General features: G+C 69.4%; 24 protein-coding genes and 1 pseudogene. 8 read left to right on the forward strand and 17 right to left on the reverse strand.

Translation table 11 applies throughout. The annotated features are described in order from the left end of the window. Positions 1-83: 83 nt before the first annotated feature. Positions 84-1,493 (reverse strand): class II fumarate hydratase, encoded by a 1,410-nt coding sequence (locus tag C472_RS11320; protein ID WP_006629975.1) that lies wholly within the window; start codon positions 1,491-1,493, stop codon positions 84-86. 171 nt (positions 1,494-1,664) lie between these two features. Here C472_RS11320 and C472_RS17375 point away from each other — a divergent pair. Continuing rightward, positions 1,665-1,859 (forward strand): annotated as a pseudogene (locus C472_RS17375) (hypothetical protein); the annotation flags it as partial. A gap of 37 nt (positions 1,860-1,896) precedes the next feature. Here C472_RS17375 and C472_RS11330 read toward each other — a convergent pair. The 5 genes from C472_RS11330 to C472_RS11350 form a co-directional block, all read right to left on the reverse strand. Beyond that, on the reverse strand, positions 1,897-2,448 hold the full coding sequence (locus tag C472_RS11330) for a hypothetical protein (RefSeq protein WP_006629977.1): 552 nt from the start codon (positions 2,446-2,448) through the stop codon (positions 1,897-1,899). 77 nt (positions 2,449-2,525) lie between these two features. Continuing rightward, on the reverse strand, positions 2,526-2,849 hold the full coding sequence (locus C472_RS11335; RefSeq protein ID WP_006629978.1) for a BolA family protein: 324 nt from the start codon (positions 2,847-2,849) through the stop codon (positions 2,526-2,528). 100 nt (positions 2,850-2,949) lie between these two features. Further along, positions 2,950-3,888, reverse strand: a complete 939-nt coding sequence (locus C472_RS11340; RefSeq protein WP_006629979.1) for a DUF1028 domain-containing protein — start codon at positions 3,886-3,888, stop codon at positions 2,950-2,952. A 46-nt stretch (positions 3,889-3,934) separates the two neighbouring features. Next, complete coding sequence (locus tag C472_RS11345) at positions 3,935-5,032, reverse strand: TrmB family transcriptional regulator (protein ID WP_006629980.1); 1,098 nt, start codon at positions 5,030-5,032, stop codon at positions 3,935-3,937. Positions 5,033-5,106: 74 nt separating this feature from the next. After that, positions 5,107-6,462: a sulfatase family protein gene (locus tag C472_RS11350; protein ID WP_006629981.1), complete on the reverse strand. Its 1,356-nt coding sequence runs from the start codon at positions 6,460-6,462 to the stop codon at positions 5,107-5,109. 194 nt (positions 6,463-6,656) lie between these two features. Here C472_RS11350 and C472_RS11355 point away from each other — a divergent pair, with 194 nt between their 5' ends. Beyond that, on the forward strand, positions 6,657-7,892 hold the full coding sequence (locus C472_RS11355; protein ID WP_006629982.1) for an ABC transporter substrate-binding protein: 1,236 nt from the start codon (positions 6,657-6,659) through the stop codon (positions 7,890-7,892). A 2-nt stretch (positions 7,893-7,894) separates the two neighbouring features. After that, the gene (locus tag C472_RS11360) at positions 7,895-8,200 is read left to right on the forward strand and encodes a hypothetical protein (protein WP_049906555.1); all 306 of its coding nucleotides are present in this window, start codon (positions 7,895-7,897) and stop codon (positions 8,198-8,200) included. A gap of 36 nt (positions 8,201-8,236) precedes the next feature. On the opposite strand, the gene C472_RS11365 is transcribed toward C472_RS11360, so the two are convergent. The 5 genes from C472_RS11365 to C472_RS18020 form a co-directional block, all read right to left on the reverse strand. Further along, positions 8,237-8,572, reverse strand: a complete 336-nt coding sequence (locus tag C472_RS11365) for a DUF7268 family protein (protein ID WP_006629984.1) — start codon at positions 8,570-8,572, stop codon at positions 8,237-8,239. A gap of 31 nt (positions 8,573-8,603) precedes the next feature. Beyond that, positions 8,604-9,524, reverse strand: coding sequence for an ABC transporter permease (locus C472_RS11370; RefSeq protein WP_006629985.1), 921 nt, complete (start codon positions 9,522-9,524; stop codon positions 8,604-8,606). After that, entirely contained in the window at positions 9,521-10,534 is a 1,014-nt protein-coding gene (locus tag C472_RS11375) for an ABC transporter permease (RefSeq protein ID WP_006629986.1), read from the reverse strand. Before C472_RS11375 ends, C472_RS11370 begins: the two co-directional genes overlap by 4 nt. A gap of 72 nt (positions 10,535-10,606) precedes the next feature. Beyond that, positions 10,607-12,247, reverse strand: coding sequence for an ABC transporter substrate-binding protein (locus tag C472_RS11380; protein WP_006629987.1), 1,641 nt, complete (start codon positions 12,245-12,247; stop codon positions 10,607-10,609). A gap of 105 nt (positions 12,248-12,352) precedes the next feature. Next, positions 12,353-15,079 (reverse strand): ABC transporter ATP-binding protein, encoded by a 2,727-nt coding sequence (locus C472_RS18020; protein WP_006629988.1) that lies wholly within the window; start codon positions 15,077-15,079, stop codon positions 12,353-12,355. A 212-nt stretch (positions 15,080-15,291) separates the two neighbouring features. Between C472_RS18020 and C472_RS11390 the strand changes: the two genes are divergently transcribed. After that, on the forward strand, positions 15,292-15,783 hold the full coding sequence (locus C472_RS11390; protein ID WP_049906558.1) for a DUF7529 family protein: 492 nt from the start codon (positions 15,292-15,294) through the stop codon (positions 15,781-15,783). A gap of 127 nt (positions 15,784-15,910) precedes the next feature. On the opposite strand, the gene C472_RS11395 is transcribed toward C472_RS11390, so the two are convergent. From C472_RS11395 to C472_RS11405, 3 genes are read right to left on the reverse strand one after another with little or no spacing between them, the layout of a single operon-like run. Further along, positions 15,911-16,876: a carbohydrate ABC transporter permease gene (locus C472_RS11395; RefSeq protein ID WP_006629990.1), complete on the reverse strand. Its 966-nt coding sequence runs from the start codon at positions 16,874-16,876 to the stop codon at positions 15,911-15,913. Between the two features lie 6 nt (positions 16,877-16,882). After that, entirely contained in the window at positions 16,883-17,821 is a 939-nt protein-coding gene (locus C472_RS11400) for a carbohydrate ABC transporter permease (protein WP_006629991.1), read from the reverse strand. A 4-nt stretch (positions 17,822-17,825) separates the two neighbouring features. Further along, the gene (locus C472_RS11405) at positions 17,826-18,875 is read right to left on the reverse strand and encodes an ABC transporter ATP-binding protein (RefSeq protein WP_006629992.1); all 1,050 of its coding nucleotides are present in this window, start codon (positions 18,873-18,875) and stop codon (positions 17,826-17,828) included. A 156-nt stretch (positions 18,876-19,031) separates the two neighbouring features. Here C472_RS11405 and C472_RS11410 point away from each other — a divergent pair, with 156 nt between their 5' ends. Together C472_RS11410 and C472_RS11415 are read left to right on the forward strand one after the other, a co-directional pair. Next, a complete protein-coding gene (locus C472_RS11410; RefSeq protein ID WP_006629993.1) occupies positions 19,032-20,555 on the forward strand; it encodes a trehalase family glycosidase in 1,524 nt (507 codons plus the stop codon). 95 nt (positions 20,556-20,650) lie between these two features. After that, positions 20,651-21,325: a nucleotide exchange factor GrpE gene (locus tag C472_RS11415; RefSeq protein WP_006629994.1), complete on the forward strand. Its 675-nt coding sequence runs from the start codon at positions 20,651-20,653 to the stop codon at positions 21,323-21,325. Positions 21,326-21,419: 94 nt separating this feature from the next. On the opposite strand, the gene surE is transcribed toward C472_RS11415, so the two are convergent. Further along, positions 21,420-22,214 carry a 5'/3'-nucleotidase SurE gene (gene surE / locus C472_RS11420; protein WP_006629995.1) on the reverse strand — a complete coding sequence of 265 codons (795 nt, stop codon included), beginning with the start codon at positions 22,212-22,214 and terminating at the stop codon, positions 21,420-21,422. A 124-nt stretch (positions 22,215-22,338) separates the two neighbouring features. On the opposite strand from surE, the gene C472_RS11425 reads away from it, so the two are divergent. Continuing rightward, the gene (locus tag C472_RS11425) at positions 22,339-22,632 is read left to right on the forward strand and encodes a DUF5798 family protein (RefSeq protein WP_006629996.1); all 294 of its coding nucleotides are present in this window, start codon (positions 22,339-22,341) and stop codon (positions 22,630-22,632) included. 35 nt (positions 22,633-22,667) lie between these two features. Here C472_RS11425 and C472_RS11430 read toward each other — a convergent pair whose 3' ends face one another. Continuing rightward, positions 22,668-23,207 carry an acyltransferase gene (locus C472_RS11430; protein WP_006629997.1) on the reverse strand — a complete coding sequence of 180 codons (540 nt, stop codon included), beginning with the start codon at positions 23,205-23,207 and terminating at the stop codon, positions 22,668-22,670. A gap of 63 nt (positions 23,208-23,270) precedes the next feature. Next, on the reverse strand, positions 23,271-24,554 hold the full coding sequence (gene purD, locus C472_RS11435; protein WP_006629998.1) for a phosphoribosylamine--glycine ligase: 1,284 nt from the start codon (positions 24,552-24,554) through the stop codon (positions 23,271-23,273). 140 nt (positions 24,555-24,694) lie between these two features. On the opposite strand from purD, the gene C472_RS11440 reads away from it, so the two are divergent. After that, positions 24,695-26,914 (forward strand): thioredoxin domain-containing protein, encoded by a 2,220-nt coding sequence (locus tag C472_RS11440; RefSeq protein ID WP_006629999.1) that lies wholly within the window; start codon positions 24,695-24,697, stop codon positions 26,912-26,914. Positions 26,915-26,916 lie beyond the last annotated feature (2 nt).

Genomic DNA, 26,916 nt, shown 5'->3' on the forward strand with positions numbered 1-26,916 from the left:
CGCGAATCGCGCCGCAGAAACCAGCAACCGCTACCGGCAACCCCGAGACGACGCCGAAGCGCCTCGGAGAGGTGGGCCGCCGCTCAGTCCTCGTCGCCGAGGATGACGCGGTGGGTCATCGCCTCGGGATCGAGCACGTCGTCGGCCTCCTCCTCGGTGAGGTACCCCTCGCCCACGGCGACCTCCTTGACGGACTTGTCCTCCGCGAGCGCCTTCTTGGCGACCTTGCTCGCCTTGTCGTAGCCGATCGCGGGGTTCAGCGCGGTCGCGAGCGCCATCGACTGCTCGACGCGGGTCTCGCAGTACTCCTCGTTCGCTTCGAGCTTCGCGACGAAGCGCTCGCCGAACGTCTCGGCGACGTTCGAGAGCAGCTTCGCCGATTCGAGGAAGTTGTGCGCGATGACGGGCTTGTAGAGGTTCAGGTCGATCTCGCCGCGCGCCGCGCCCGCCGAGACCGCGGCGTCGTTGCCGACGACCTGCTTGTGGACCTGATTGACCGACTCGGCGACGACCGGGTTGATCTTGCCGGGCATGATCGAGGAGCCGGGCTGATTCTCCGGCTGTTCGACCTCGCCGAGCCCGTTCCGGGGACCGGAGGCGAGCAACCGCAGGTCGTTGGCCATCTTGTTGAGGCTCCCCGCGATGGTGCGGAGCGCGCCGTGCCCCTCAGCCATCGCGTCGTGGGCGGCCTGCGCCTCGAAGTGGTTCTCGGCCTCGCGGAACTCCGTCCCGGTCTCGTCGGAGATGTACTCCGCGGCCAGCTCCGGGAACTCGGGGTGCGTGTTGAGCCCCGTCCCGACCGCGGTGCCGCCGAGGGCGAGTTCGCGCAGGTTCGACTGGGCGTTCTCGGCGCGCTCGATGCCCTTCGCGACCTGCGTGCGGTAGCCGCCGAACTCCTGCCCGAGCCGGACGGGCGTCGCGTCCTGAAGGTGCGTGCGTCCGGTCTTGACGACGCCGTCGAACTCGGTCTCCTTGGCCTCCAGCTCGGCGTGGAGCGTCTCCAGCGCGGGGACGAGGTCCTTCTCGACGGCTTCGAGCGCGGCGACGTGCATCGCGGTGGGGATCACGTCGTTCGACGACTGGCCGTAGTTGACGTGGTCGTTGGGATGGACGACGCGGTCGCCGATCTCCGCGCCCGCGATCTCGGCGGCGCGGTTGGCGATCACCTCGTTCGCGTTCATGTTCGAGGAGGTGCCGGAGCCGGTCTGGAAGACATCGACCGGGAACTGGTCGTCGTGCTCGCCGGCGATCACCTCGTCGGCGGCGGCGACGATGGCGTCGGCGGTGTCGTCGTCGAGGAGGCCGAGGTCCCGGTTCGCCTGCGCGGCCGCCTTCTTGACGACGCCGAGCGCGCGGACGAACCGTCGGCTCATGCCGATCCCGGAGACCGGGAAGTTCTCCACGGCGCGCTGCGTCTGCGCGCCCCAGTAGGCGTCCGCCGGCACCTGCATCTCGCCGAGGCTGTCCTCCTCCGTGCGGTAGTCGTCACCCATGCGCCGACCTTCCCGCGAGACGCTGTAAAAGGTATTGGAACTCCCGCCGTCCCGCCGCGATCGGCCGCGTTCGCCGCCCGCGTCGGCGCGGGAGAGCCGAGCGAAATCGCCGAAGCTCGGCCCAAGCGCTTCCGCCTACTATACCGGTCGGTCGGCAAGGGCGGCGCGCACATGAGTTCGAACGACACAGCGGTCGGAACGGCCCTCGACGGCGACGCGGTGCGGTGGGCGAGCAGGCTCCTGATCGGCGCGCTGGCGGTCGTCGGCGTCCTCACCGTGGTCACGCTGCTGCCGGGGATCGACCGCCTCGTCCCGTTCGCACCCGTGACGTTCGCCGCGGTCGCTCCGGAGTCGACCGCGACCGCCGATCGGAACGAGGAGTGAGGCGACGCCGACCGACCCCTCACTCGAACAGGAACGGGACCGTCAGCAGCGCCCCGTTGAGTCCGAACAGGCCCACCAGCGCAAGCCCGAGCGGCGGGTCGTCTCCGGGGTAGGTCGCGAGCAGCGCGAACGACCCGACCCCGAGCAGCGCCAGTCCGACCGTCAGCGCGAGGTCCGACCAGCGGTTCCACGCGTCGTCAAGCGCGGGTTCGAGCCGTGCGACCCACCAGTCGGGGTCGGACTCGGCGGCGGCGCGGTCGGCCCGGTCGGTCCAGGGCGTGTCGTCGGCCGTCTCGTCGAGCCACGCGTCCCCCGGTTCCGCCCTCTCGTCTCGGACCGCGCCGTCGCCGTCTTCGGAGTCGTTCGCGCTCGACTCGCCGACACCGAGCAGTCGCCGGACTCCCGCTGGTCCGACGGCCGCCGAGAGCGTCGCGGTCCCGACTCCGGCGAGCCCGAGCAGGACGGTCGGATCGGTGACGCGCGACTCGGCAGCGAGGAAGAGCACGGCGAACGCCAGCAGCGAGATCGCAGAGCAGATCCCGCGGAGGGCGCGGACGAGTGCGGATCGCATCGGTGCGGGTGGTGGAGACGGTAGTGATTCGGCTCGGCGACGCGGCGGACCGCCGGAGGGAACTCGTCGAACGCGACTCAGGCCTCGTCGACCGGGAACAGCCCGGCCTCCCGGAGGGCCTCGTCGAGGGCCCCGTCGCCGTGTTCCGCGTACGCCTCGGGGGTGTACGTCTTGATCTCTAGCGCGTGGACCGACTGCGTCATGTGGTCGCCGACCGCGTCGTACACGCGCTGGTGCTGGTCGACGAGCGACTCGCCCTCGAAGACTGGCGAGACGACCCACGCCGCGAAGTGGGCGTCCTCGTCCTCGTCGTCGTGGACTCGTGGCGTGGTGACGCGGGCGACCGCGTCGGGGAGGTTCTCCTCGATGAGGGCCGCGACCTCGTCCGGTTCGATGGTCATGGGTCCCGGTCGGTCGCGGACGGGCAAAAGTCGACCGGCCCGCGTGCGTGCGTCCCGGTTCGGCGCAACTCCGACCGGCGTCGACGCGGGCGGTCGGCGACTACGCCCGGTCGAGCCGGGAGAGCCCGCGCCAGATGGCATCGACCAGCCGCGTTTCGGGGTCGGCGTCGGATTCCGCATTTTCCCAGCCACGCGCGAGCGCGTCCTCCAGCACCGCGAGCGAGTGGTTCTCGAAGTTGTTCATGCCGCGGAACGACTCCAGCGCGTCGCGGGCGTCGCCGCCGAACTCGCCGGCCGGCTCGCCGTCGTAGAAGCCGAGATCCGCGAGCGCGGACTCGACCGCGACGGCCGCCTCGCCCGTCAACTCCCGCGTCTCCTCTGGGGCCTCGCGTTCGAGGAGCGTCACGTCGTATATCTTGAACACGCGCTCCAACTCGTCGATGGGGCGCTCGTGGTCGTCGACGCGCACGTCGATCCACCGGTCGTTCTTCCCGTCGTAGCCGCCCTCGGGCTTGGCGACGTACAGCGCCGCCGACTGCTCGCCGCGCTTGTCGCCGCCGGCCTCGTTGCCGGCGTGGAGCGCGGCGATGAGCCGCTCCGGCAGGCCGCCGTCGGTCTCCTCGAACGTTGCGGCCATCGCGTCGAGCGTCTCGGCGTTCTCCAGGATGTTCCCCTGAACCGTGTAGTGGTCGCCCTGCCGGTCGCCGGCGTGGTCGTGGCACTCGTCGCCGGTGAACGCCGCGGGGTCGTCGTCCGGGTCGACGCCGACGACGCCCACCTGCCGCGAGGGGGCCTCCTCGTCGGCGGCGGTGAGTCGGTCGATCGCCTCGGCCGGGTCGTGGCCCTCGCGGAGCAGGTCGAGCCCGTCGGGACCGTACGCGACGTTCGCGAAGCTCTGCGTGGCGACCGCGCCCGCGTCCGCGCTGACGAACGGGACGACGGCACCGACGCCGACAAACTTCGACTGGACGGCGACGCCGACCGCGTCCGTCTCCGGGTCGCGGGCGGCGATCGAGAAGGTCGAGGGGCGAGGCGGCATGTCGCGTCGATAATCGCGCGCCGCGATCATAAATCCGCCGCCCGCGTCACTCCGCCGGCTCGGCCTCGGTCTCGGCGGTCGCGTCCGTCACGCGGATCCGTTCGGCCTCGACGTCCTCGTAGGTCGCGCCCCAGCCGCCGACCGTCCACCGTCGCTCGCCGTCGTCGACGACCACGGAGGCGGTGCCAGTCAGCGCCATCACGCTCGGGGCGCGGTCGTCGCGGCCGTCGCCGTCCGAGAGGTGTTCGGCGTCGACGACCTCGCCGGAGAGGGTCACGGACCGGTCCCCGTCCGTCTCGCGGCCCTCGATCTCGACCCGGAGGGGCTCGTCGCCCCGGATCCGCTCCCGGTTCTCCAGCAGGAACTGTCGGATGTCCGCGTACCGCTTGGACCCGACCGCCCCGGCCTCGTACGCGACGGGCGAGGGGAGCCACATGAAGAGGAGGAAGTGCCAGAAGAAGACGTAGGTGAACGACCGGTTGCGTAAGATCAGCCCGTAGTCCTCGACCGCGGCGGGGTTCGGGGCGAACGCCGTCCGCCGGAGGTCGGAGGTGAGCACGAACGGCGCGGGACGGGAGAGCCGGTGCGCGACGTTCACGGCCCCCTCGTAGTCCGCCTCGTCGAGCGACTCGTCGCCGTCGCGGTCGAGGACCGTGACGTTGACCGTGACGCCGCGGTCGCGCGCGTCGACGAGGTCGCCGCGCAGCGCCTCGAACTGGTCGCGGGTGAGCGCCGCGTGGACCTGCGTGTCGGCGTCGCGGACGAACGTGCGGGCCGCTTCGAGGACCGTGTCGAACCGCTTGACGATGCTGACCGTCTGGGTGTCGAGCGTCGGCCGCTCGTACCGCTCCTCGATCTCCGCGGCGGCCGATTCGAGGGCGCTCGCGCGGTCCGAGAGCCCGGAGACGATGGTCTCCGGGTCGGTCGCGCGCGCCTGGAACGTCTCCTGTTCGTACAGCTCCACGTACCCGAAGTCGTCGAGGTCGCGGAGGACGTCGTAGATCCGGGCGTCCGGCACGTCGCTGGCCTGCGCGACCTCGGTCGCCGACGCGGTCCCCAGTTCGAGGAGAGTGACGTACGCGTTCGCCTGATAGTAAGAGAGGTCCGCGGCCTGGAGCGTCTCCAGGAGTTCCTCGGTGTCCATGACGATCGATTAACTACCTCGGTGTATAAAAGTCACCGAGACCCGTCAGAGCGGGACCGGCCCCGCCAGCCCGGTCACTCCGCGTCGGGGTACGGCACCGGCCCGTCGAGGAGCGGGTCGTCGGTCGACTCCATCCACGCCTCCAACTCGTCGCGGAGCCGGTCGAGGGCGTCGGCGTGGGCCGGCTCCGGGTCGCTCGCCGCCGCCGCCGTCTCGAACGGCTTCCGATCCGAGGCGAGGTTCTCCGACTCGTTCGGGTCGGCCTCTAAGTCGTACAGCTCCTCGGCCGGGCGCTGCGGGACGTGGAACTCCTCGTGGACCTCGCGCCCGGCGGGCGTCGGCGCGACGTCCATCGGGACGAACACCTCGGGGAGCAGCGAGAAGTTACGGACGTACTTGTACCGCTCCGTCCGGACCGCGCGGATCGGGTTGTACCGGTCGTGCCACGTCATCTCGGCGAAGATCCGGTCGCGGCCGTCGTGGGGTTCCCCGCGGAGCAGCGGCGCGAACGACTCGCCGGCGGTCTCCGTCGGCGGGTCGATCCCGAGCAGGTCCAGCATCGTCGGCGTGAAGTCGACGTTGGTGACGAGGTCGTCGTGGACCGCGCCGCCCTCGATCGCGTCCGGCCGGTGGATCAAGAGCGCGGTCTCGATCCCCGGGTCGTAGCAGGTGCCCTTCGCGCGCGGCATCGCCAGCCCGTGGTCGGTCGTGAAGACGAACACGGTGTCCTCGGCCAGCCCGGCGTCCGCGAGCGACTCGCGGTAGCGGCCCACCGCCGGGTCGAGTACCTCCGAGACGAGCGCGCCGAGGTCGGCGGCGTCCTCGCGGACCCCCGGCGCGTCCGGGAGGTACGGGAAATCGTCGAGGTCGACCGCGTCGGGATCGGCGTCGTCGTACGTTCCCTCGGGAAGGTACTCCCGGCGGAACGGGCGGTGCGGCTCCTCGATGCCGACGGAGACGAAGAAGGGGTCGTCGGCGTCGGCGCGCTCGGCGAAGAAGTCGTCGACCACGTCGACGAGTTCTAGCGCGCGCTTCGTCCCGCTGTCGACGTGCTCGTACCCCAGCCGCTCCGGCTCGTCGGGAACCTCGTGTTGGAAGCCGAGCAGGGCGGTGTCGTACCCCGCCGCCCGGAGGTGCTTCGGGAGCGTCTCCCAGTCGTCCCCGAGCGCCCAGCCCATGTGCGCCAGCCCCATGACGCCGTTCTCGTGGGGGTAGTAGCCCGTCATCATGCTGGACCGGCTGGGTGAGCACTGGGGGGCCGAACAGAAGCTGTTCGCCATCCGGACGCCGTCGGCCGCGATCCGATCGATGTTCGGCGTGTCGACGTCGGCCCCGTAACAGCCGAGGTGCTGCCCGAGGTCATGACAGTGGACCAGCACTAAATTCGGGCGGCGCGTCGCGTCGGCGGACGGGTCGGCTTCGACCGTCATGTCCCCATCAACCCTCGAGACGCCAATAAATAGCGGTGGTCGCCGGTCGCGCCGCACCGCTTGAGATTAGTGACTATAGCGGTAATTAATAAGCAAATTTGAAGTAATTGGGACCGAACGATGGGAACGACATGTCCGATGATCGATCCTGTACTACGCGGCGGAGCGTACTGAAAACGACCGGAACCGCGTCGGTGCTGGGGAGCGTCGCGCTCGCCGGTTGTTCCGGCGGCGGGTCCGACGGCGGAGACGGCGAGGACGGCGAGGACGGCGGGGACGGCGGGAGCAGCAGCCTGGAGATCACCGGCGTCTGGTCCGGCGGCGAGCAGGAGTCGTTCAGCAACGTGATGGACTTCGTGGAGGAGTCGACGGGGATGGGGCTGGAGTACTTCCCGCGCGACACCGACAGCCTGCTCACCGGGACGCTGATGGACTACGAGTCCGGCGTCGCCTCCGCGGACATCGTCGTGATGCCCTCGCCGGCGCGGATCATCTCCGACGCCCGGAACGGCCACCTCGCGCCGGTCGGCGACGCGTGGGACGCCGAGAACTTCGCGGTCGACCCGTCGCGGGTGACCGTCGACGGCGAGGTGTACGCCGCGCCGTTCAAGATGGACCTCAAGCCCGGCTTCTGGTACCGGAAGTCGTTCTTCGACGAGCACGACCTCGAAGAGCCCGAGACCTACGACGAGTTCCTGACGCTGCTCGACGAGATCGCGGCGATCGACGGCGTCGACGCCCCGATCGCCTCCGGGAACGGGACCGGGTGGCCGCTCAGCGACCTCACCGAGGGCTTCTTCATGCGGCAGGAGGACGGCGCGTCGCTCCAGCAGGGCCTCATCGACGGCGACGCCTCCTTCACCGACGACCGGATCGCGACCGCCTTCGACGAGATCAAGACGCTCCACGAGGAGGGGTACTTCAGCCAGACGCGCGACTTCGGCGTCCAGTACGAGTACTTCTGGGACAACAGCCTCCCGCTGTACTTCATGGGCTCGTTCACGCCCGCGCAGGACGCGGTCCAAGATCCCTCGGACCTCGGCGTCTTCCGCCTGCCCGGCGTCGACGGCATCTCCTCGTCGGTCAACTGGTTCACCGTGCCGACGTACTCCGACAACGTCGACGCCGCCCGCGAGGCGCTGAGCTCGTTCGTCTCCGCCGAGGGCCAGCAGGTGTGGGTCGAGGACGGCGGGTTCATCGCCTCCAACACCGAGGTCCCCGACGAGGCCTACGAGATCGAGGTCATGGCGAACCTGCCCGACCTCGCCGCCGAGGTGACCGTCGTGCCCGACCTCGACGACGCGCTCGGGAACCCGTTCCAGCAGGAGTTCTGGTCGGTGCTCAAGGGACTGTGGGCCACGCCCGACACGCCGACGGAAGATATCGTCGGCCCGCTCGACGACGCCTACCAGGAGACGATTAGCGAGTGACGATGGAATCGGCGTCGACCACGGACGACCGGAGCGACCGACGCGGGTCGCTCGCGCGGATGTTCGACCCCGAGGAGCTGCGCCGTCGCAACCTCGTCTCGCTCGGGATGGACGTCCTCATCCTCGCGACGACCGGCCTCCTCGCGATCCTGTTCACGATGGGTCCCGGCCCGATCGTCATCGGCGCGATCCCGATGGCCGCGCTGCTGTACTTCGGCTGGGCCTCCTCGAAGGCGTTCTTCGTCGCGCAGGTCCTCGCGGTCGCCGTCGCGCTGCTCGGCACCGTGACCGGCGTGCTGCCGTACTGAGGCGACGGTCGCTGTTTCGAATTTTCCCGATGCCGGCTACACGCCCAGCGCGACCGACGTCAACGCGGCGGCGACCGCCCATCCGGTCCCCGTCCACGACAGCACGAAGAACGCCTCGCGTGCGCTCGCCTCCGTCCAGTCGGAGGAGACGTCGAGACGCGCTTGGAGTCCCTCGATGGTCCGGCCGAGACCGACCGCCGACGACCACGCGGTGACGCCGAACCCGAGGACGAGCGCGCCGAGCGCGAACGAGGTGTCGGTGGCCGGCTTCGCCGGTTGGAACGCGAGCAGTCCCGCGGAGACGACGACTCCGACCACAGCGCCGACCCCGGCCCACCGAACCGCGCCGAAGACCAGCGTCCGGTAGCGCACGCGTCGGGACCGCGATATCGGGAGCGAGGAGTCAGTCAACGGTGTCTCGCATCCGCGGGTCCAGCGCGTCGCGCATCCCGTCGCCGAGGAGGTTGAACCCCAGCACGGTGAGCGCGAGGAACAGTCCGGGGAAGAACGACCACCACCACGCGCCCGAGAACAGCCCCCGTTCGACGCCCTCAGAGAGCATCATTCCCCACGACGGGTCGCCGGGGCTCGCGCCGAATCCGAGGAACGACAGAGCGGCGATGTCGATGATCGCGAGGCCGTAGTTCAGGGTCGACTGGACGGTGATCGGTGCCAAGCAGTTCGGGAGCACGTGACGGACCAGCAGCCGCGGGTCCGTCGCCCCGAGCGCGTACGTCGCGTCGATGTACTCGTCCTCTAAGATCTTCAGCGCCGCGCCGCGGACGACCCGGGCGAACCGCGGCGTGTACACGAGCGTGAGCGCGGCGACGGCGCGCCACAGCCCCAGCGATTCCGGGAAGATAGTGACGAGCGCGAGCGCCAACAACAGCGACGGGAACGACAGCAGCACGTCCATCGTCCGCATGATGACGTTGTCGGTCAGGTCGCCGTAGTACGCCGCGACGATCCCGGCGGCGATCCCGAGGACCGTCGACGCCAGCACGGTCGCCGTCCCGAACTTCAGCGCGTACCAGGCACCGTACAGCACCCGCGGGAAGACGTCGCGCGCCTGCCCGTCGGTCCCGAACCAGAACTCCGCACTGGGTGGCGCTTGGGTCGGGTTCGCGTTGAACATCGTGTCGACGATCGCGTCGAGGTCGTACGTGAGTCGGGCGTAGATCGCCACCGCGAACATCGTCCCGATGATAAACAGCCCGAACACGGCGATGCGGTTCGAGAGCAGTTCCTGAAGGAACGGACTGGCGCGAAGCCGCTCGACGACGTTCCGTTCGACGTCCGACGACTGTGGTGTTTCGGTGCTCATTGGTCGATCCGGGGGTCCAGAACCGAGTAGGTGATGTCCACGAAGAGGTTCACGAGCGTGTACAGGAACGCGAAGACGAGGACGGTGGCCTGTACGACCGGGTAGTCGCTCTGTTCGATGGCGGTGACGAGGAGGGTCCCGATCCCGTTGATCTCGAAGACCGTCTCCGTCAGGACCGACCCGCCGAGGAGCGACCCGAACTGGATGCCGATGATGGTGATGACGGGGATGAACGCGTTCCGCAGGCCGTGTTTCATCACGGTGATTTTTTCTCCTTGGCCCTTCGCGCGGGCGGTCCGCATGTAGTCCTGGCGGATGACTTCGAGCATCGAGGACCGCATCATCCGGGAGATGAACGCCATCGAGTAGATACCGAGCACGACCACGGGCATCAGGAGGTGGGTGACCGCGGACCGGAACGCCTCGAGATTCCCCTCGAGCAGCGTGTCGACGAGTATCAGTCCCGTGGTGGTGTCGACGAAGTACGACGACGATATCCGCCCGCTCGTCGGGAGCACGCCCAGTATCTGAGCGAAGAGCAGTATCAGCAGCGGCCCGCTCCAATAGATCGGGACGCTGATGCCGGCGAGCGCACCGACGCGGGTGAAGTGGTCGGTCAGCGTGTCCTGTTTCACCGCGCTCAAGATTCCGAGCGGGAGTCCGAACGACAGCCCCGCGATCTGGCCGAGGATGGCCAGTTCGATGGTGATCGGCAGGCGGTTCGCGAGGATGGAACTGACCGGTGTCCCGCGCTGGATCTGGTAGGACTGGCCGAACTGGAGCGTGGCCGTTTCCCGGAGGAACCGCAGGTACTGCTCCCAGAGCGGATCGTCTAACCCCAAGTTCGAACGGACCTCCTCGACGAACTCCTGGCTCGCCCGCTCGCCGGCGATGGTCAACGCGGGATCGCCGGGAGACAGGTGAAGGATCGCGAAGACGACGGTCGCGACGCCGAACAGCACCGGCCCCAGCAACAGGAGTCGTTTCGCGACGAACCGCTTTGATACCATTTACAGGAACCCGTATTTTCAAACGGCTAAAAACTTCCCGTCACCGGGACCGTTTCTCCCGCGCGGTCGGGGTCACTCCACTTCGACGAGGTGGAGGTGCGGACCGCCGATCGCCGACACCGTGTAGTTGTTCACCGACGTTCCCACGCCGCGGATCTCGTCGGCGTAGTCGATATACACCCAGGGAGCCTCGTCGCGGGCTATCTGAGCCGCCTCGTGGTAGAGCTCCGCGCGGGCGCTCTGGTCGGCCGTCTGCTGGGCGTCCTCGACGAGCGTCATGAACTCATCGTTCGCCCACGCCGCGCGGTTCGAGGTGTTGAACCCCTCGGTGTCCCAGTCGACCCAGTCCTGGCCGTCGGGGGACTCGACCTGCGGGTGCATGAGGACGTAGTAGAAGTTGTCCGGGTCGGCGTTGTCCGTGTACCAGCCGGACAGCGAGGCGTCGTGGTTGCCCTCTCCGGTGTAGGTCAGGTAGTCGGAGAACTGCCGGTCGTCGATCTCGACCTCGATGCCGATCTCGCCGAGGTTGGTGCGGATCGTCTCCGCGGTGGGGAGCGGCGCGGGGTTGTAGCCGCGCGCGTTCTGGAACGTCGTGAGCTGGAACGAGAAGCCGTCCCCGTAGCCCGCCTCCTCGAGCAGGCTCTGCGCCTGTTCGAGGTCCTGCGGATAGGGATCGATGTCGTCGTTGTGGCCGAACAGCGCCGGCGGACACGGCTGGTCGGCCTGCGTCGCGATCCCGTCGTAGACCTCCTCGACGATCGACTGCGTGTCGATCGCGTAGCTGATCGCCTGCCGGACGCGGGCGTCGCGGAACGCCTCGACGCGGGACTGGTTGAACACCATGTAGCCGATGTTGATCCCTTGGCCGCTGGCGACCTCCGCGCTGTCGGCGTTCTCGACGGTGCTGATCGTCGACGGGTCGAGGTTGTCGATGATCTCGAGCTCCCCCTCCACCAGCGCCTGTGCACGCGTGGAGTTCTGCCCGCGCTCGATGAACAGCAGTTCGCCGACCTGCGGGCCGTCTCCCCAGTAGTTCTCGTTCGGCGTCAGCCGGATGCGACCGTTCGCGTTGTCGAGTTCGTCCAACTGGAACGGACCGGTCCCGTTGGCGTCGGCGTTGAAGTCGAAGCCGCTCTCGATGTCGTCCTGCGAGAGGACCACCGCCGCGAACATCGCGAGGTTCCGAAGGAACGGCGCGTACGGCTGCGTGAGCGTGACGTTGAGCGTGTAATCGCCGTCGGCCTCCACGGAGTCGATCCAGTTCCCGAGCGTGAACGGGCCGTAGGCCGACCCCTCCTCGAAGTAGTACTCGTAGTCCTCGTCGGTGAACCGCCGGTACGTGGCGATGAAGTCGGCGGCGGTGAACTCCGTGCCGTCGTCGAACTGGGCGTCCTCGCGCAGCGTGAGGGAGACCTCGGTCCCGTCCATCGACCAGTCGGTCGCGAGCGACTCGGTGATTGCCGCCTCGCCCGGTTCGAAGTCGATGAGGCCGTCGTATATCTGGTTCGTGACCTTCGAGACCTCACCGCTCGTCGTGTTCTGCGGGTCGAGGGTCTCCGAGTGAGCGCTCCGCCCGTACCTGAGCGTTCCACCCTCGCTCCCGCCTCCGCCCGCACAACCGGCGAGCGTGCTCGTTGCGGCCGTCGCGACCGTCGCGCTCCCGGCGGCTTTCAGGAAGCTTCGCCGGGATACCTGGTTGTTATTGCCAGACATGGATGTGTCTACTAACAGCAACATAAATAACAGTACCGGACGGCCGGGTGTCGGCCCGAAGTATCAGCGGCTCACGGGAGAGTCTCGGCTCTCGCTCCCGGTCCGTCAGTCGCGTTCCTCGCCGAACAGGTGACACGCAGCGGGGTGATCGCCGTCGGTCAGCGCGGGGTCGCTCCGCTCGCAGACGCTCTCGAAGGTCTCGCGGAGGACGCGCTCGGCGCGCTCCCAGTCGCCGTCGGCCAGCGCGTCGAACGACTCCTCGACGGCGTCCCCGGCCTGTCCCGACAGCGGGCCGTCGAAGAACTCCGCCCGTATCGCCGCGTCGAAGCCGTTCCCGCCGTCGGCGGCGACACCCCCCTGAGAGCCGGCGTCGCTCGCTCGCTCCCGCATCGCCGCGAGGTCGATGTTGCGCGTCTCGACCCGCTGTCGGTAGAACATGACTTCCCGGTAGCGCTCCTGCTCGATCCCGAGGTCGTCGGGCGGGATAACGGAGGGACACCGCGTGCGGAAGTGACAGCCGCTCGGAGGGTTGATCGGCGAGGGCACGTCGCCTTTGAGGATGGTCCGGTCTCCGGTCTCGGCGAGCGGGTCCGGCTCCGGAATCGCCGACAGCAGCGCGTTCGTGTACGGGTGTTTCGGTTCGGCGAACAGCTCGTCCGTCGCCGCGATCTCGACGATCTCGCCGAGGTACATCACCGCGACGCGGTCCGAGATGTGCCGCACCACCGAGAGGTCGTGGGCGATGAACAGATACGTCAGTCCGTAGTCGGCCTGGAGATCCCGCATCAGGTTGATGATCTGCGCCTGAACGGAGACGTCGAGCGCGGAGACCGGCTCGTCGGCGACGATGAAGTCGGGGTCGACGGCGAGCGCCCGAGCGATGCCGACCCGCTGCCGCTGCCCGCCGGAGAGCTCGTGCGGGTACCGACCGTACTGACTCCGGTCGAGACCGACCTCGTCGAGCAGCTCGAAGACGCGCTCCCGACGGCGACCCTCGGCGAGGTCGTGGATCTTCAGCGGCTCCATGACGGTCTGCCCGACGGTCATCCGCGGGTCGAGACTCGACATGGGGTCTTGGAACACCATCTGCATGTCCTTGCGCTTCTCCCGGAGTTCAGTCTTCGAGAGGTCGCCCAAGTCCTCGCCCGCGAACACGACCGTCCCGTCGGTCGGCGGGTCGAGGTGGAGAAGCGCGCGTCCGGCCGTCGACTTCCCGCAGCCGGACTCACCGACCAGCCCCAGCGTCTCTCCGGCGTGGACGTCGAGATCGATACCGTCGACGGCGCGAACGCTCGGCGAACTCCCGAACACCCGGCTCAAGAGGCCCGTCTCCTGCTCGTAGTACTTCCGCATCCCGTCGAGGCGCACGAGCGGCTCGCCGATCTCGCGGTCCGTCGCCGACGGGACGCCGTCCGCGCCGTACTCGCTCTCGTCGAACTCCGGCAGGATACATTTCGACCGGTGGTCGACGTCTTCCTCGCCGTGCTGGAGGAACGGGATCTCCCCCGTTCGACAGTCCGGTCGAGCCCACGGACAGCGGTCCGCGAAGTGGCACCCCTCGGGCATGTCGATGAGGTCGGGGACGTTCCCCTCGATCGGCGTGAGCCGGTCTTTCTCCTCGGTCGGAATCGACTCCAAGAGGGTGTACGTGTACGGGTGGCTGGGGTTGTGGAAGATCTCTTCGACGGGTCCCTCCTCGACGATCTCCCCCGCGTACATCACCGCGACCCGGTCGCAGGTCTCCGCGACCACGCCGAGGTCGTGGGTGATCATCAGCACGGACATCCCGAACTCGTCTTGGAGGTCGTCGATCAGGTCCAGAATCTGCGCCTGGATCGTGACGTCGAGTGCCGTGGTCGGCTCGTCGGCGATGAGCAGGTCGGGCTGACACGCCAGCGCGATTGCGATGAGGACGCGCTGGCGCATGCCGCCGGAGAACTCGTGCGGATACTCTTCGAGCCGAGAGATCGCTTCCGGGATCCCCACGTCGGTGAGGATGTCGACGACGTCGCCGACTATCTCGTCGTCGAACTCCCGACCGCCGATCTTGGGGAGGATCTCTCGGATCGCGTTGAGCCATGTGTCCCGCTTTCGACCCCCGTACCGATGGAGCCGGAGCGACTCCGCGACCTGCTCGCCGACGGTCACCGCCGGGTTGAGCGACGTCATCGGGTCTTGGAAGATCATCCCCATCTCGCCGCCGCGGATCTTCCGCATCGCCTCCTCGGGCGCTGCCGTGAGGTCGATCACGCCCTCGGAGACGGCGATCTCGTCGGCGGCCGTCCCGCCCCGGAGCCGATCGCGGGCCTCGTCGTCGACGTAAACGAACCCGTCGACGGCGTCCGCCAGCGCGTCCGTGAGCCCGTCTGCGGCGTCTTCGTTCGCTCCGTCGGACACCCGTCCGGCGACGCTCCGGAGCGCGTCCGCGAGTCCGGCGGGGTCGCTCCGGTCCGCGAGGTCGTCGGCGATCCCCCGGAGCTCCCGTGCCGCGGCGGAGACCTCCGTCCCCGCGCGGAGGTCGGCTGCGATCTCTCGGACGGCGTCGGTGAGCGCGTACGGATACGACGCCACCCCGTCGGGGTGATCGGCGGCGAGGTCGGCGGCGAGGTCGGCAGAGCGGAGCGACGCCCGGCCGCCGACGACCTCGCCGGGGCTGTCCACGAGGTCCATCGCGGACAGCGCCGTGACGCTTTTTCCCGATCCCGACTCGCCGACGAGACCGACCGTCTCGCCCTCCTCGACCGTGAGGTCCACCCCGTCGACCGCTTTCACCGCACCCCGCTTCGTCTTGAACTGCGTCCGCAGGCCGGAGAGTGAAAGGAGGTCAGTCACTGTCCAAGTGACGTTTGTCATCGGAGAAATAGCTTGTGCCCTCTTCGCACGGCCTCGTCCGCACCCGAGCGCGTGCCGGCGGGGGGACAACGCTTATCTCGCACGCTACCGGGCGTCAACACATGTCCGAAGAGCCCGTTTCAGGCGCAGTTCCCGACGCCCACGCGACCGAGNGGACAACGCTTATCTCGCACGCTACCGGGCGTCAACACATGTCCGAAGAGCCCGTTTCAGGCGCAGTTCCCGACGCCCACGCGACCGAGGGCTGGCAGGCAGTCATGGCGGACATGACAGCCACGGCGGAGACGTACCGCGACCGCGGTTGGACGGTCCTCGAAGTACATCCGGGCGACTCCGTTCTCGTCGACTCGGCGGCTCGGACCGGCCTCGACGTCGTCCTCCCCGGTCCCGAGTACGAGGAACTGGAAGCGGTCGCCGCGGAGTGTGCGTTCACCGCCGTCGAGACGTACCGCGCCGAGGCGGACGGACTGGTGTACCTGCTGATCGTCGAACGGGACCCGGAGAACGAGACGGCGGTGTTGGTGCCCGCGTACTACGACCCGGGCGGTTCGGAGCCGAAGGTCGACGCGATCCGGGAATCCGGCGAGTTCACGCTGTTCTGTCGGCGGCTGAACGACGAGTACGTGCTGTTCGTTCACACCGACGTCGCCCCGTTCCTGCCGGGCGGACTCGCCGACGAGTGATCGGGATCCGTTCCCGCTTCGGACCTCGGGACCGATCGGCACACGCCCTTCACCGACCCCGTCTCACGCGGTCTCGTTCCGGAGAGCGAAGGCGTCCACGGAAAAGGAAGCGAGCGCGGCGGCCGGTTCAGTCGGCGACCGCGGCCACCATCCCCTGCTTGTAGTACCGTTGGAGCGTGACGAACAGCAGGATGGGGACGATCATCGTCAGCACGGAGCCGGCGGCGACGAGCCCCCAGTCGATCTGGAGTCGGCCCTTCATCAGCGGGAGCACCTGCGGCGCGAGCTGGTTCTCGCGCGAGCGCATGAACACGAGGGGGAAGAAGAAGGAGTTCCACACCCACGTGAACTGGATGACGGCCACGGAGACGAGCGCCGGGGCGGAGTACGGCAGGACGATCGACTTGAAGATCTGATACCGGGACGCGCCGTCGATCCGGGCCGCCTCCTCAAGCTCCTCGGGAAGCCCGAGCAGGAAGTTCCGGAGGAACATGACGACCCACCCCATCCCCCAGCCGATGTGGACCAGGATGAGCCCCATGTACGTGTCGAACAGGCCGGTGTTCCGTAGGGTGTTGTAGTTGCCCATCGCCACCAGCTCGGGCGGCGCGGCCATGACCACGATGAGCAGGAAGAACAGCCACTTCTTCAGCGGGAAGTCGAAGCGGGCGAACGGGTACGCGACCATCGTGCCGAGCAGCGTCACGGCCAGCACGGACGGGACCGTGACGATCGCCGTGTTCCACATCGCCTGCCGCATCGGGCCGGACTGGAACGTCCACGCGCGGGCGTAGTTCTCGAAGGTGACGGTGAAGGTATCGAAGTTCCACCAGCCCTGGATGATCTGGTCGAGCGGGCGGACGGAGGCCATGAACAGCCCCACGAGCGGGACGAGCCACAGGAGCGCGACGCCGATGGCGACCGCGTAATGCACCGCTCGCCGGCCGCTCGGGACCGCCGCTCGGAGGCGCTCGACGGCGCTCCCCTCGGCGATCGGCGCGGTCTCCGGCGGCTCGTGGTACACGCGCCCGCCGTCGGGCTTCGGCTTGCTGTCGGCGTCGGTCGAGTCGTCCGCGTTGTGTGTGTCGGTCATAGTCGATCAGTCCATTGACGCGATGTACCACGCCATCGGGAGCGCGATCACGAGTTCGATGAGGGCGACGACCATCGCCTTGCTGTACTCGATCGGCGTCGAGAACGCGGCCTGGTACACCTCCAGACCGAGCACGGAGAACACCCCGCCCGGACCGCCGGACGGGCCGCCGGCCGCGTAGACGATGGCGAAGATCCGGATCACCCAGATCATGCTCATGATCACGACGACCGCCGTCACGGGCTTGACGAGCGGCCAGATGATGTCCTTGAACCGCCGGAACCGCCCCGCGCCGTCGACGCGGGCGGACTCCAGTAACGCGGGGTCGATCCCCGCGAGCGCGGAGCTGTACAGCAGCATGCTAAAGCCCGTCTGGACCCAGACGCCGCCCGCGATCAGCGCGTAGATCGCGATCTGCGGCTCCTGGACCCAGTTCCTGACCACCGACTCCAGTCCGATCGACCGGAGGAGCCCGTTGAAGATCCCGGCCTGCGGGTCGTAGACGAACAGCAGCACCAGCCCGATCACGACGGTCGGCGTCGTGAACGCGAGGAACACCATCGAGCGGAGGACGCTCCGCCCGCGCAGGTCGGCGAAGAGCAGTGCGAGTCCCAGCCCGAGCAGCGTGCTCAGCGGGACGTGGACCACCATCCAGATGATGTTCTGCGGGAGCGCCCCCATCGGGTACTCGAACGCGAGGAGGTTGCTCCAGTTGATGATCGCGTCGTCCTGGAACGTCGCGATCCACGTCTCGAGGCCGGCGAACCGCGCGATGTCGAACCCGTCCCAGGTGAAGAAGCTCCCGACGGCCGAGTACAGCATCGGGCCGACGGAGAAGATGGCGAACAGCGTGAGCCCGGGCAGCATGAACACGAGGATCGCCGTGAGCTTCTCCGTGTCCACGTCGCGGTCGAGCCGGTCGTCGAGGTACGATGCGACGGACATGGTGTCAGGCCACCAGTTCGCCGTTCTCGTCGTAGAGGTACGCGTCGGCCGGGTCGAACGTCAGGTGGACGGCGTCGCCCGCGGTCGCCTCCGTCTGCGGAACCTTGACGTTGACCACGGAGCCGCCCACCTCGACGTTGACCAGCACGTACTCCCCGAGCGGTTCGACCGTCTTGACCGTGCCCGGCAGGGTCCAGTCCGTGTCCGGCGCGTCGGTCGACACGTCGATGTCCTCCGGCCGGACCCCGACGGACACGGTTGACGAGGACGACTCGGCCGGCGTCGGGAGCGTGTTGCCGTCGGCGAGGTTGACGGTCCCGCCGCGGTTCTCGCCCTCGAAGAGGTTCATCGGCGGCGACCCGATGAACTTCGCGACCCACGTCGTCCGCGGCCGCTCGTACAGCTCCTCCGGCTCGGCGACCTGCCGGATCGTGCCGTCGTTCAGCACGACGATCTTGTCGCCCATGCTCATCGCCTCCTCCTGGTTGTGCGTGACGTAGACGGTGGTGATCCCGAGCTCGTTTTGAATCCGCTTGAGCTCGGAGCGCATCTCCAAGCGGAGCTTCGCGTCGAGGTTGCTGAGCGGCTCGTCGAGCAGGAACACCGACGGCTCGCGGACGATGGCGCGCGCCAGCGAGGTCCGCTGCCGCTGCCCGCCGGATATCTCGCCGGGGTCGCTGTCCATCTGGTCCTCGATGTGTAGTAGTTCGGCGACCCGCGCGACGCGCTCGTCGCGCTCCTCCGGCGGGACCCCCCTGACCTTCAGCGGGTACTCGATGTTCTCTCGAACGGTCATGTGCGGGTACAGCGCGTAGTTCTGGAACACCATCGCGACGTTCCGGTCGGCGGGGGGCATCCCGTCGACGCGGTCGTCGTCGAAGTAGATCTCCCCGTCCGAAGGGTCCTCCAGCCCCGCGATCATGCGGAGCGCGGTCGTCTTCCCGCAGCCGGACGGCCCGAGGAACACCACGAACTCCCCGTCGTCCACCTCCATGTCCAGCTTGTAGTTGGCGACCGTGTCACCCCCGTCGAAGTACTTGCTCACCGACCGCATGCTAATGCGAGTCATCGACTACCCACCGATATTCATTTATTACACTTATAATTAATCATGGACCACGAATAAGAGGACAGCCGCAGGTGCGCGTTTTTCGTTCTCTTTCCGGCTAATTCAGTAATTACTTAGCAATCCTTTCACTACGTCCCGGGGATGAGTTCCGGCCTCTTCGACTACAGTCATTTTCCGCAGATCTCGGGCGAGCTCTTTCGGACCGTCCAGCGGCGGGACCTCTTCGAAGACGACAAGCGGTTCGTCGACGCCGAGCCCCGCGTCGACCCGGACCTGCTCTTCGAGCGGTACCTGACGGAGCGGAGCCGGCGGGAGTTCGATCTGGCGTCGTTCGTCGAGGACCACTTCAGGCTGCCCGAGCCGGTCGCGGCCGCGCCCGACCTCGCCGCGTCGCGGTCGATGGAGGACCACGTGTCCTCGCTGTGGGGCGCGCTGACCCGGACCTTCGAGGACGCCGATTCCGTGGGGTCGACGATTATCGGCCTCCCGAACCCGCACGTCGTCCCCGGCGGCCGCTTCCGCGAGATGTACTACTGGGACAGCTACTTCACCGCGGAGGGGTTGGCGGCGGCCGGTCGGACCGATCTGGTCGACGGGATGGTCGGGAACGTCGCGTCGCTCGTGGACCGCTTCGGGTTCGTCCCGCTCGGGAACCGGGCGTACTACGACAGCCGGTCGCAGGTCCCGCTGTTCTACCGGATGCTGCGCGTGCTGGAGCGCGAGGAGGGGTTCGACGCCGTCGCTCCCCACGTGGAGGCGCTCCGGACGGAACACGACTTCTGGACGAGCGGAGCCGACCGCGTCGCCGACGCCGACGACCCCGCGACCCACCGGCGCGTCGTCGGGGTGGGGGACGGCGCGGTCCTCAACCGGTACTGGGACGACCGCGCCCGCCCCCGGCCGGAGTCGTACCACGAGGACCGCCGACTCGCGGACCGGGTCCCGGTCGACGACCGGCCCGACCTGTTCCGCGACGTCCGGGCCGCCTGCGAGTCCGGGTGGGACTTCAGCTCCCGGTGGCTGACGGGCGACGACCTCGCCACGATCCGGACGACCGAGCTGATCCCGGTCGACCTCAACGCCGTCCTGTTCGGGATGGAGTCGGCACTCGCCGAGTGGCTCCCGCGCGTCGGCCGGGAGGAGGCCGGCGAGCGGTACGCCGACCTGGCCGCGGACCGCCGCGAGGCGATCAACCGGTACTGCTGGGACCCCGACGCCGGGTTCTACGTCGACTACTCGTGGGTCGACGGCGAGCGGTCCGACCGCCTCACGCTGGCCGCCGTCGCGCCGCTTTTCACCGGGGCCGCGACCGACGACCGGGCGGCGGCGGTCGCGGACCGGCTCCGCCGTGACTTCCTCCGGCCCGGCGGGCTGGTGACGACGCTCGAGGCCACCGGCGAGCAGTGGGACGCGCCGAGCGGCTGGGCACCCCTCCACTGGATGGCGGTCACCGGCCTCCGCCGGTACGGTCACGACGCGTTGGCCGACGAGGTCGCGGAGCGGTGGGTCGACCTCGCGCGGCGTTCCTTCGAGGAGACCGGCCGCATGGCGGAGAAGTACGACGTCCGCTCGGTCGGCGAGACGACCGATCTGGGCGAGTACGACCCGCAGTACGGCTTCGGCTGGACGAACGGCGTCGTCACGGCGCTGTCGGCGGGGCGGTAGCGGCTCTCTCGGCGCGGCGGTGGTAACTCCACGTGCCCGGACTGGCGGCGTCGCGCTTCTGAACGCTTATGCCCGCCGACCGACTTCGATCGGGTATGAGCGACGACGACGCCGTCGATGTCGAGACCCCCGACGACGCCGAGGGCGACGCGGAGCGAACGAACGGCACGGCGGAGGCGACCGGCGAGGGACGGAGCGACGGCTCCGCCGCCGCCGGCGACGCCCGGAGCGAGGAGGAGGCGCTCGCCGCCGCGGTCGCGGAACACGACGAGGCGCTCGCCCGTGAGGTCGCGGCGCTGGAGGCGGAGCTGGCCGAGACCCGCGAGGAACTCCGCGAGCGCGACGCGGAGGTCGACGAGCTGACGAGCAAGCTCGCCCGCGTGAAGGCGGACTTCAGCAACTACAAGGAGCGCGCGAAGCGGAAGCAGGACGAGATCCGGGAACGCGCCTCGGAGGCGCTCGTCGAGCGGCTCGCCCCCGTCCGCAACGACCTCCTGCGCGCGCTCGACCAAGAGGCGGGGAGCGACCTCCGGCCCGGCGTCGAGTCGACGCTCGAGAAGTTCGACGAGGTGCTCGCCGAGGAGGGCGTCGAGTCGATCGAGCCCGAGCCGGGCGAGGAGGTCGACCCCGCGCGCCATCAGGTGATGCTCCGCGTCGACAGCGACCGCCCCGAGGGGGCGATCCACGAGGTGTACGAGCCGGGCTACGAGATGGGCGACCGCGTGCTGAGCGAGGCGAAGGTGACCGTCAGCACCGGCGACGGGGAGTAGCGCGGCGACGAGGAGTAGCGCGGCGACGAGGAGTAGCGCGGCGACGGGTAGCACCCCGGCGGCGGAGCGGAGACGCGCCGCGAGGACCCTTTTTTCACGACCGAACGGCCGCCTCGTAGGCCTCGACCAGTTCGTCAAGCCCGGCGTTCGGCTCGGCCGCGTGCGGGACCGACAGCGGCGACACCGAGACCTCGCCGTCGACGACGGCCCGGCGGTCGGTACCGACCGGGTCCGGCACGTCGTCCTCGTTCATTCGGCCCCAGATCGGGTCAGAGAAGCCGACGCGGCCGTCGCCGTTCCGCTCGGCGCGCATCCCGTACCACGTCGAGGGGGTCGTGACGCGGATCGGCGCGCGCTCCGCGTCCGCGATGGGCGCGTTGACGTTGAGGTAGTCCGCGCGGTCGAACACGCCCGCGTCGACCGCCTCGTCGACGAGGAACCGCGTCGCGCGGGCCGCGTGCGCGAAGTCCTCGCCCTCGAACTCGCGTTTCCACCAGTCGTCGCCGCCGGGCACGTACATCGAGGTCGCCACCGCCGGGACGCCGAAGAAGGCGGCCTCCACCGCGGCGGAGACGGTCCCGGACCGCCCGAGGGTGTACGCGCCGAGGTTCGCTCCCTCGTTACAGCCCGCGACGACCGCGTCCGCGTCGGGGACGAGCTCGTCGAGCCCCGCGACGACGCAGTCGACGGGAGTCCCGTCGACCACGTATCCCAGCCCGTGGTCGTCGACGGCGACGTCCTCGGAGAGCAGGCGGCCGACCGAGGACTGGTCGGCGGCCGGTGCGACGACGGTCACCGCGTACTCCTCCGTGAGCGCGTCGTACAGCGCTCGTATTCCCGCGGCGTCGACGCCGTCGTCGTTGGTCAACAGGATCCGGTCGACGCTCATACCCGTTTCACGGGCGAGTCGGGCAAAAGTCCACCGTCGGCCGCGCCGCGTGCCGGGGAACCGCGCGGCAGGCGGTCCCGTACCGAACGGAAAGGCACACGTATCGCCGGGTCGACCGTCCGGTATGGGATTCGGGGACACCGCCAAGAAGATCCAGACGCTCGCCGACCGCGCGGAACGGACCTACAAGAAGATCAGCGAGCTCCGCGACGAGGTCGACGAGACGCAGGAGACGGTGCTAGACACCTCAGAGCGCGTCAAGACGCTCGAAAACGAGATGGCCGAACAGCGGGCCGTCCTCGACGCCGTCGCCGAGGAGGTCGGCGTCGACTTGGAGCGTGTGAGCACAGAGGCGCACATCACGGACGCGGAGGAGACGGCGGCCGACGGCGACGACGCGAGCGAGGACGCGGCGTAGACGCAATCGCAGACGGCGGTACGACGGACCGCCGATCAGTCGTCGCTCGCGGCCGCGTCGGCCCGCGAGACGACCTCGGCCGGAACCCCCGCGACGGTCGCGCCGGGCGGCACGTCGTCCGCGACGAGGGAGTTCGCGGCGACACGCGCTCCCTCGCCGACGGTGACGCCCGGGAGCACGACCGCCCCCGCGCCGATCATCGCCCCCTCCTCGACGACTACGTCGCCGAGGCGGTACTCCTCGCGGAGGAACTCGTGGCACAGCAGGGTGGCGTCGTACCCGATTATCGCGTCGTCGCCCACGGTGATCCGCTCGGGCCAGAACACGTCCGGCGTCGACTCTAACCCCCACGCGACGCCCGCGCCGACCGTGACGCCGATCCGCCCCAGCAGCCAGTTCTTCAGCCGGAGGCTCGGGCAGATCCGGGCGAGGACGATGACGACGTAGTTGCGGACGACCGCGAGCGGCGACTTCGCGTCGGGCCACGACCACAGCGAGTTGCGGGCCCCCGGCGTCGGGAAGCGGTCGAGACGGTCGCTCCGGGATCGCTCGGCGTCCGCGTCGTCGGTTGTCACGTCGGTCCGTTCGGACGGCGGGGATAAAAGGGTCGCTCCCGATCGAATGCCGGAAACGGGCGCTCAGTCGCGGAGTTCGTCCATGTGATCGATCCGGCGCTGGACGAGGTCGGCCGTGCCGATGTCGTGGCGGATCCGGACGCGGTCGCCCGCGGCCGCCAGCGCGTCCTCGGCCTGCGCCTCGGCGGCCGCGATGGAGTCGCCGCGGCCGACGACGGCGAACGCCCGCGACGTGGTCGTGTACAGCCCGCCGTCGCGCTCGTCGACGCTCGCGTAGTAGAGGAGCGCGTCGCCGACGCTCTCCTCGTCGACGGCGATCGCCGCGCCCGAATCGGGGTCCGTCGGGTAGCCGTCGGGGACCGCGTACTTACAGACGGTCGCCTCGCCGGAGAAGTCGAGCTCCGGCAGCGGGTCGCCGTCGCGCGCGGCGGCCAGCACGTCGACGAACGGCGTGTCGAGGACGGGCAGCGTGTTCATCGCCTCGGGGTCGCCGAAGCGGGCGTTGAACTCGACGACCTTCGGTCCCTCGTCGGTGAGCATGAACTGCCCGTAGAGGACGCCCGTGTAGTCCGGGAGCGCGTCGACGACCGCCTCCAGCACCGCGACGGCGGCGTCGTAGTCGCCCTCGGCCATGAACGGCAGCGAGCGGCCGGTGTCGGAGTACGATCCCATCCCGCCGGTGTTCGGCCCCTCGTCGCCCTCGTAGGCGCGCTTGTGGTCCTGGACCGCGGGCGTCGTCCGCACGTCGCCGTTCGCGACGAACGCCTGGACCGTGAACTCCTCGCCGACGAGCCGCTCCTCCAAGACGACGCGGTCGTAGTCTGAGTCGCGGAGGTACGCCTTCGCCTCCTCGCTCGTCACCTGATCGCCGATCACCCTCACCCCCTTCCCGCCGGTCAGGCCGGCGGGCTTGACCGCGAGGTCGCCGTCGGACGCGTCGACGTACTCGCAGGCGGCCTCCGTGTCGTCGAACACCTCGTAGTCGGGACAGCCGGGGATCGCGTTCTCCTCCATGAACCGACGCTGGTACGCCTTGTCCGTCTCCAAGCGCGCCTCCGCGGCCCGCGGGCCGAACGCGTAGACGCCGGCGTCGTCGAGCGCGTCGGCGACGCCGGCTTCCAGCGCCGACTCCGGACCGATGACCGCGAGGTCGGCGTCGACCCCGGCCGCGTAGTCGGCGACCGCGTCGGCGTCCGTCTCGTCGATCGTCTCGAATCCGTCCGCGAGCCGCCGGATCCCCGGGTTGCGGACGCTCGCGCAGGCGTACAGCGCGCAGTCGTCGGCCACCGCGCGGGCGATCGCGTGTTCGCGGCCGCCGCCCCCCACAAGGAGTACGGTCTCCGTCATGCCCGACGCGTGTCCGCACGGTAGTGTAAACCTTACTCTCTTCTCGGCTATTTCTATGCGTATTCGTGGATATAAATGCCGGTGCCCCGTCGCTCGTTCCGGTGCGGACGCCTTTTGCCCCGCCGGGCCGAACCGGACGTATGTCACAGCCCACCGAGCGGAACCGCCTCGACGGGGAGGCGAGTCCCTACCTCCGACAGCACGCGGACAACCCCGTCAACTGGCAGCCGTGGGGCGACGAGGCGTTCGAGCGCGCCCGCGAGCACGACGTGCCGGTGTTCGTCTCCATCGGCTACTCCTCGTGTCACTGGTGTCACGTCATGGCCGAGGAGAGCTTCGAGGACGAGTCGGTCGCGGGCGTGATCAACGACTCGTTCGTCCCGATCAAGGTCGACCGCGAGGAGCGCCCGGACGTCGACAGCACGTTCATGACGGTCTGCCAGCTGGTCACCGGCGGCGGCGGCTGGCCGCTCTCGGCGTGGTGTACGCCGGAGGGGAAGCCGTTCTACGTCGGGACGTACTTCCCGCCGGAGGCGCGGCAGAACCAGCCCGGCTTCCGCGACCTCTGTGAGCGGATCGCCGACTCCTGGAGCGACCCCGAGCAGCGCGAGGAGATGAAGCGGCGCGCCGACCAGTGGGCAGAGAGCGCGCGCGACGAACTGGAGTCGGTCCCGACGCCGGACGCGCCGGGTCCGGACGGGGAGGGAGACGCCTCGCCGCCCGGCGGCGACCTGCTCGAATCGGCCGCCGCGTCCGCGCTGCGGAGCTACGACGACGAGTACGGCGGCTTCGGCAGCGGCGGCGCGAAGTTCCCGATGCCCGGCCGTATCGACCTCCTCATGCGAGCGTACGCGCGGAGCGGCCGCGACGCGCTCCTGTCGGCCGCGGCGGGAACGCTCGACGGGATGTCCCGCGGCGGGATGTACGACCAGATCGGCGGGGGGTTCCACCGCTACGCGGTCGACCGCGAGTGGACGGTGCCCCACTTCGAGAAGATGCTGTACGACAACGCCGAGCTACCGATGGCCTACCTCGACGGCTACCGGCTCGCGGGCGACCCCGCGTACGCCCGGGTCGCGAGCGAGTCGCTCGCGTTCCTCGACCGGGAACTCCGGCACGACGACGGCGGGTTCTTCAGCACCCTCGACGCGCGGAGCAGGCCGCCCGAGAGCCGCCGAGACGACGACGGTCACGAAGCGGGGGACGTCGAGGGCGCGTTCTACGTCTGGACCCCGGAGGAGGTCGACGCCGTCCTCGACGAGCCCGCGGCGTCGCTGGCCGCGGAGCGGTACGGGATCCGGTCCGGCGGCAACTTCGAACGCGGCACGACCGTCCCGACGACCGCCGCGTCGGTCGAGGAGCTCGCCGCCGACCGCGACCTGTCGCCCGAGGCGGTCCGACAGGCGCTGACCGAGGCGCGCACCGCGCTGTTCGACGCGCGGGAGTCGCGCCCGCGGCCCGCCCGCGACGAGAAGGTGCTCGCCTCGTGGAACGGGCGGGCGATCTCCGCGTTCGCGGACGCGGCGGGGACGCTCGGCGAGCCGTACGCGGACATCGCCCGCGAGGCGCTCGGCTTCTGTCGCGACCGGCTGTACGACGCCGACGCGGAGACCGGCGCGCTCGCCCGGCGTTGGCTCGACGGCGACGTGCGGGGGCCGGGCTACCTCGACGACTACGCGTTCCTCGCGCGCGGCGCGCTCGACACCTACGCCGCGACCGGCGACCTGGAGCCGCTCGGGTTCGCGCTCGAACTGGCCGAGGCGCTCGTCGACGAGTTCTACGACGCCGACGACGGGACGATCTACTTCACGCGGGACCCGGAGGGAGACGGCGGACAGACGGACGACGCCGGGCCGCTCATCGCGCGGCCGCAGGAGTTCACCGACCGCTCGACGCCGTCGAGCCTCGGCGTCGCGGCCGAGACGCTCGCGCTCCTCGACGGCTTCCGGACCGACGGCCGGTTCCGGGAGATCGCGCGGCGCGTCGTGACGACCCACGCCGACCGCATCCGCGGGGGACCGCTGGCGCACGCCTCGCTCGTGCGGGCGGCCGACCTCGTCGAGACGGGCGGGGTCGAGGTGACGATCGCGGCCGACGAGGTGCCCGACGAGTGGCGCGAGACCCTCGGCGAGCGGTACCTGCCGAACGCGCTCGTCGCGCCGCGCCCCGCCACGGCGGCGGGCCTCGACGAGTGGCTCGACCGCCTCGACATGGCCGAGGCCCCGCCGATCTGGGCGGACCGGAGCGCGACCGACGACGAGCCGACGGCATACGTCTGTCAGGACTTCACCTGTTCGCCGCCCCGGACCGACCTTGACGCCGCGCTGGAGTGGCTGGGGACGCGCGAGGACTCGGAGTAGCG

Origin of the sequence: Halorubrum tebenquichense DSM 14210 (assembly GCF_000337415.1) — an archaeon.
Taxonomy (GTDB): domain Archaea; phylum Halobacteriota; class Halobacteria; order Halobacteriales; family Haloferacaceae; genus Halorubrum; species Halorubrum tebenquichense.

Coding starts and splice junctions, on each gene's coding strand:
- C472_RS11320 (WP_006629975.1), bottom strand. CDS start 1,493: ATGGGTGACGACTACCGCACGGAGGAGGACAGCCTCGGCGAGATGCAG.
- C472_RS11330 (WP_006629977.1), bottom strand. CDS start 2,448: ATGCGATCCGCACTCGTCCGCGCCCTCCGCGGGATCTGCTCTGCGATC.
- C472_RS11335 (WP_006629978.1), bottom strand. CDS start 2,849: ATGACCATCGAACCGGACGAGGTCGCGGCCCTCATCGAGGAGAACCTC.
- C472_RS11340 (WP_006629979.1), bottom strand. CDS start 3,888: ATGCCGCCTCGCCCCTCGACCTTCTCGATCGCCGCCCGCGACCCGGAG.
- C472_RS11345 (WP_006629980.1), bottom strand. CDS start 5,032: ATGGACACCGAGGAACTCCTGGAGACGCTCCAGGCCGCGGACCTCTCT.
- C472_RS11350 (WP_006629981.1), bottom strand. CDS start 6,462: ATGACGGTCGAAGCCGACCCGTCCGCCGACGCGACGCGCCGCCCGAAT.
- C472_RS11360 (WP_049906555.1), top strand. CDS start 7,895: ATGGAATCGGCGTCGACCACGGACGACCGGAGCGACCGACGCGGGTCG.
- C472_RS11370 (WP_006629985.1), bottom strand. CDS start 9,524: ATGAGCACCGAAACACCACAGTCGTCGGACGTCGAACGGAACGTCGTC.
- C472_RS11375 (WP_006629986.1), bottom strand. CDS start 10,534: ATGGTATCAAAGCGGTTCGTCGCGAAACGACTCCTGTTGCTGGGGCCG.
- C472_RS11380 (WP_006629987.1), bottom strand. CDS start 12,247: ATGTCTGGCAATAACAACCAGGTATCCCGGCGAAGCTTCCTGAAAGCC.
- C472_RS11390 (WP_049906558.1), top strand. CDS start 15,292: ATGTCCGAAGAGCCCGTTTCAGGCGCAGTTCCCGACGCCCACGCGACC.
- C472_RS11395 (WP_006629990.1), bottom strand. CDS start 16,876: ATGACCGACACACACAACGCGGACGACTCGACCGACGCCGACAGCAAG.
- C472_RS11400 (WP_006629991.1), bottom strand. CDS start 17,821: ATGTCCGTCGCATCGTACCTCGACGACCGGCTCGACCGCGACGTGGAC.
- C472_RS11405 (WP_006629992.1), bottom strand. CDS start 18,875: ATGCGGTCGGTGAGCAAGTACTTCGACGGGGGTGACACGGTCGCCAAC.
- C472_RS11410 (WP_006629993.1), top strand. CDS start 19,032: ATGAGTTCCGGCCTCTTCGACTACAGTCATTTTCCGCAGATCTCGGGC.
- C472_RS11415 (WP_006629994.1), top strand. CDS start 20,651: ATGAGCGACGACGACGCCGTCGATGTCGAGACCCCCGACGACGCCGAG.
- surE (WP_006629995.1), bottom strand. CDS start 22,214: ATGAGCGTCGACCGGATCCTGTTGACCAACGACGACGGCGTCGACGCC.
- C472_RS11425 (WP_006629996.1), top strand. CDS start 22,339: ATGGGATTCGGGGACACCGCCAAGAAGATCCAGACGCTCGCCGACCGC.
- purD (WP_006629998.1), bottom strand. CDS start 24,554: ATGACGGAGACCGTACTCCTTGTGGGGGGCGGCGGCCGCGAACACGCG.
- C472_RS11440 (WP_006629999.1), top strand. CDS start 24,695: ATGTCACAGCCCACCGAGCGGAACCGCCTCGACGGGGAGGCGAGTCCC.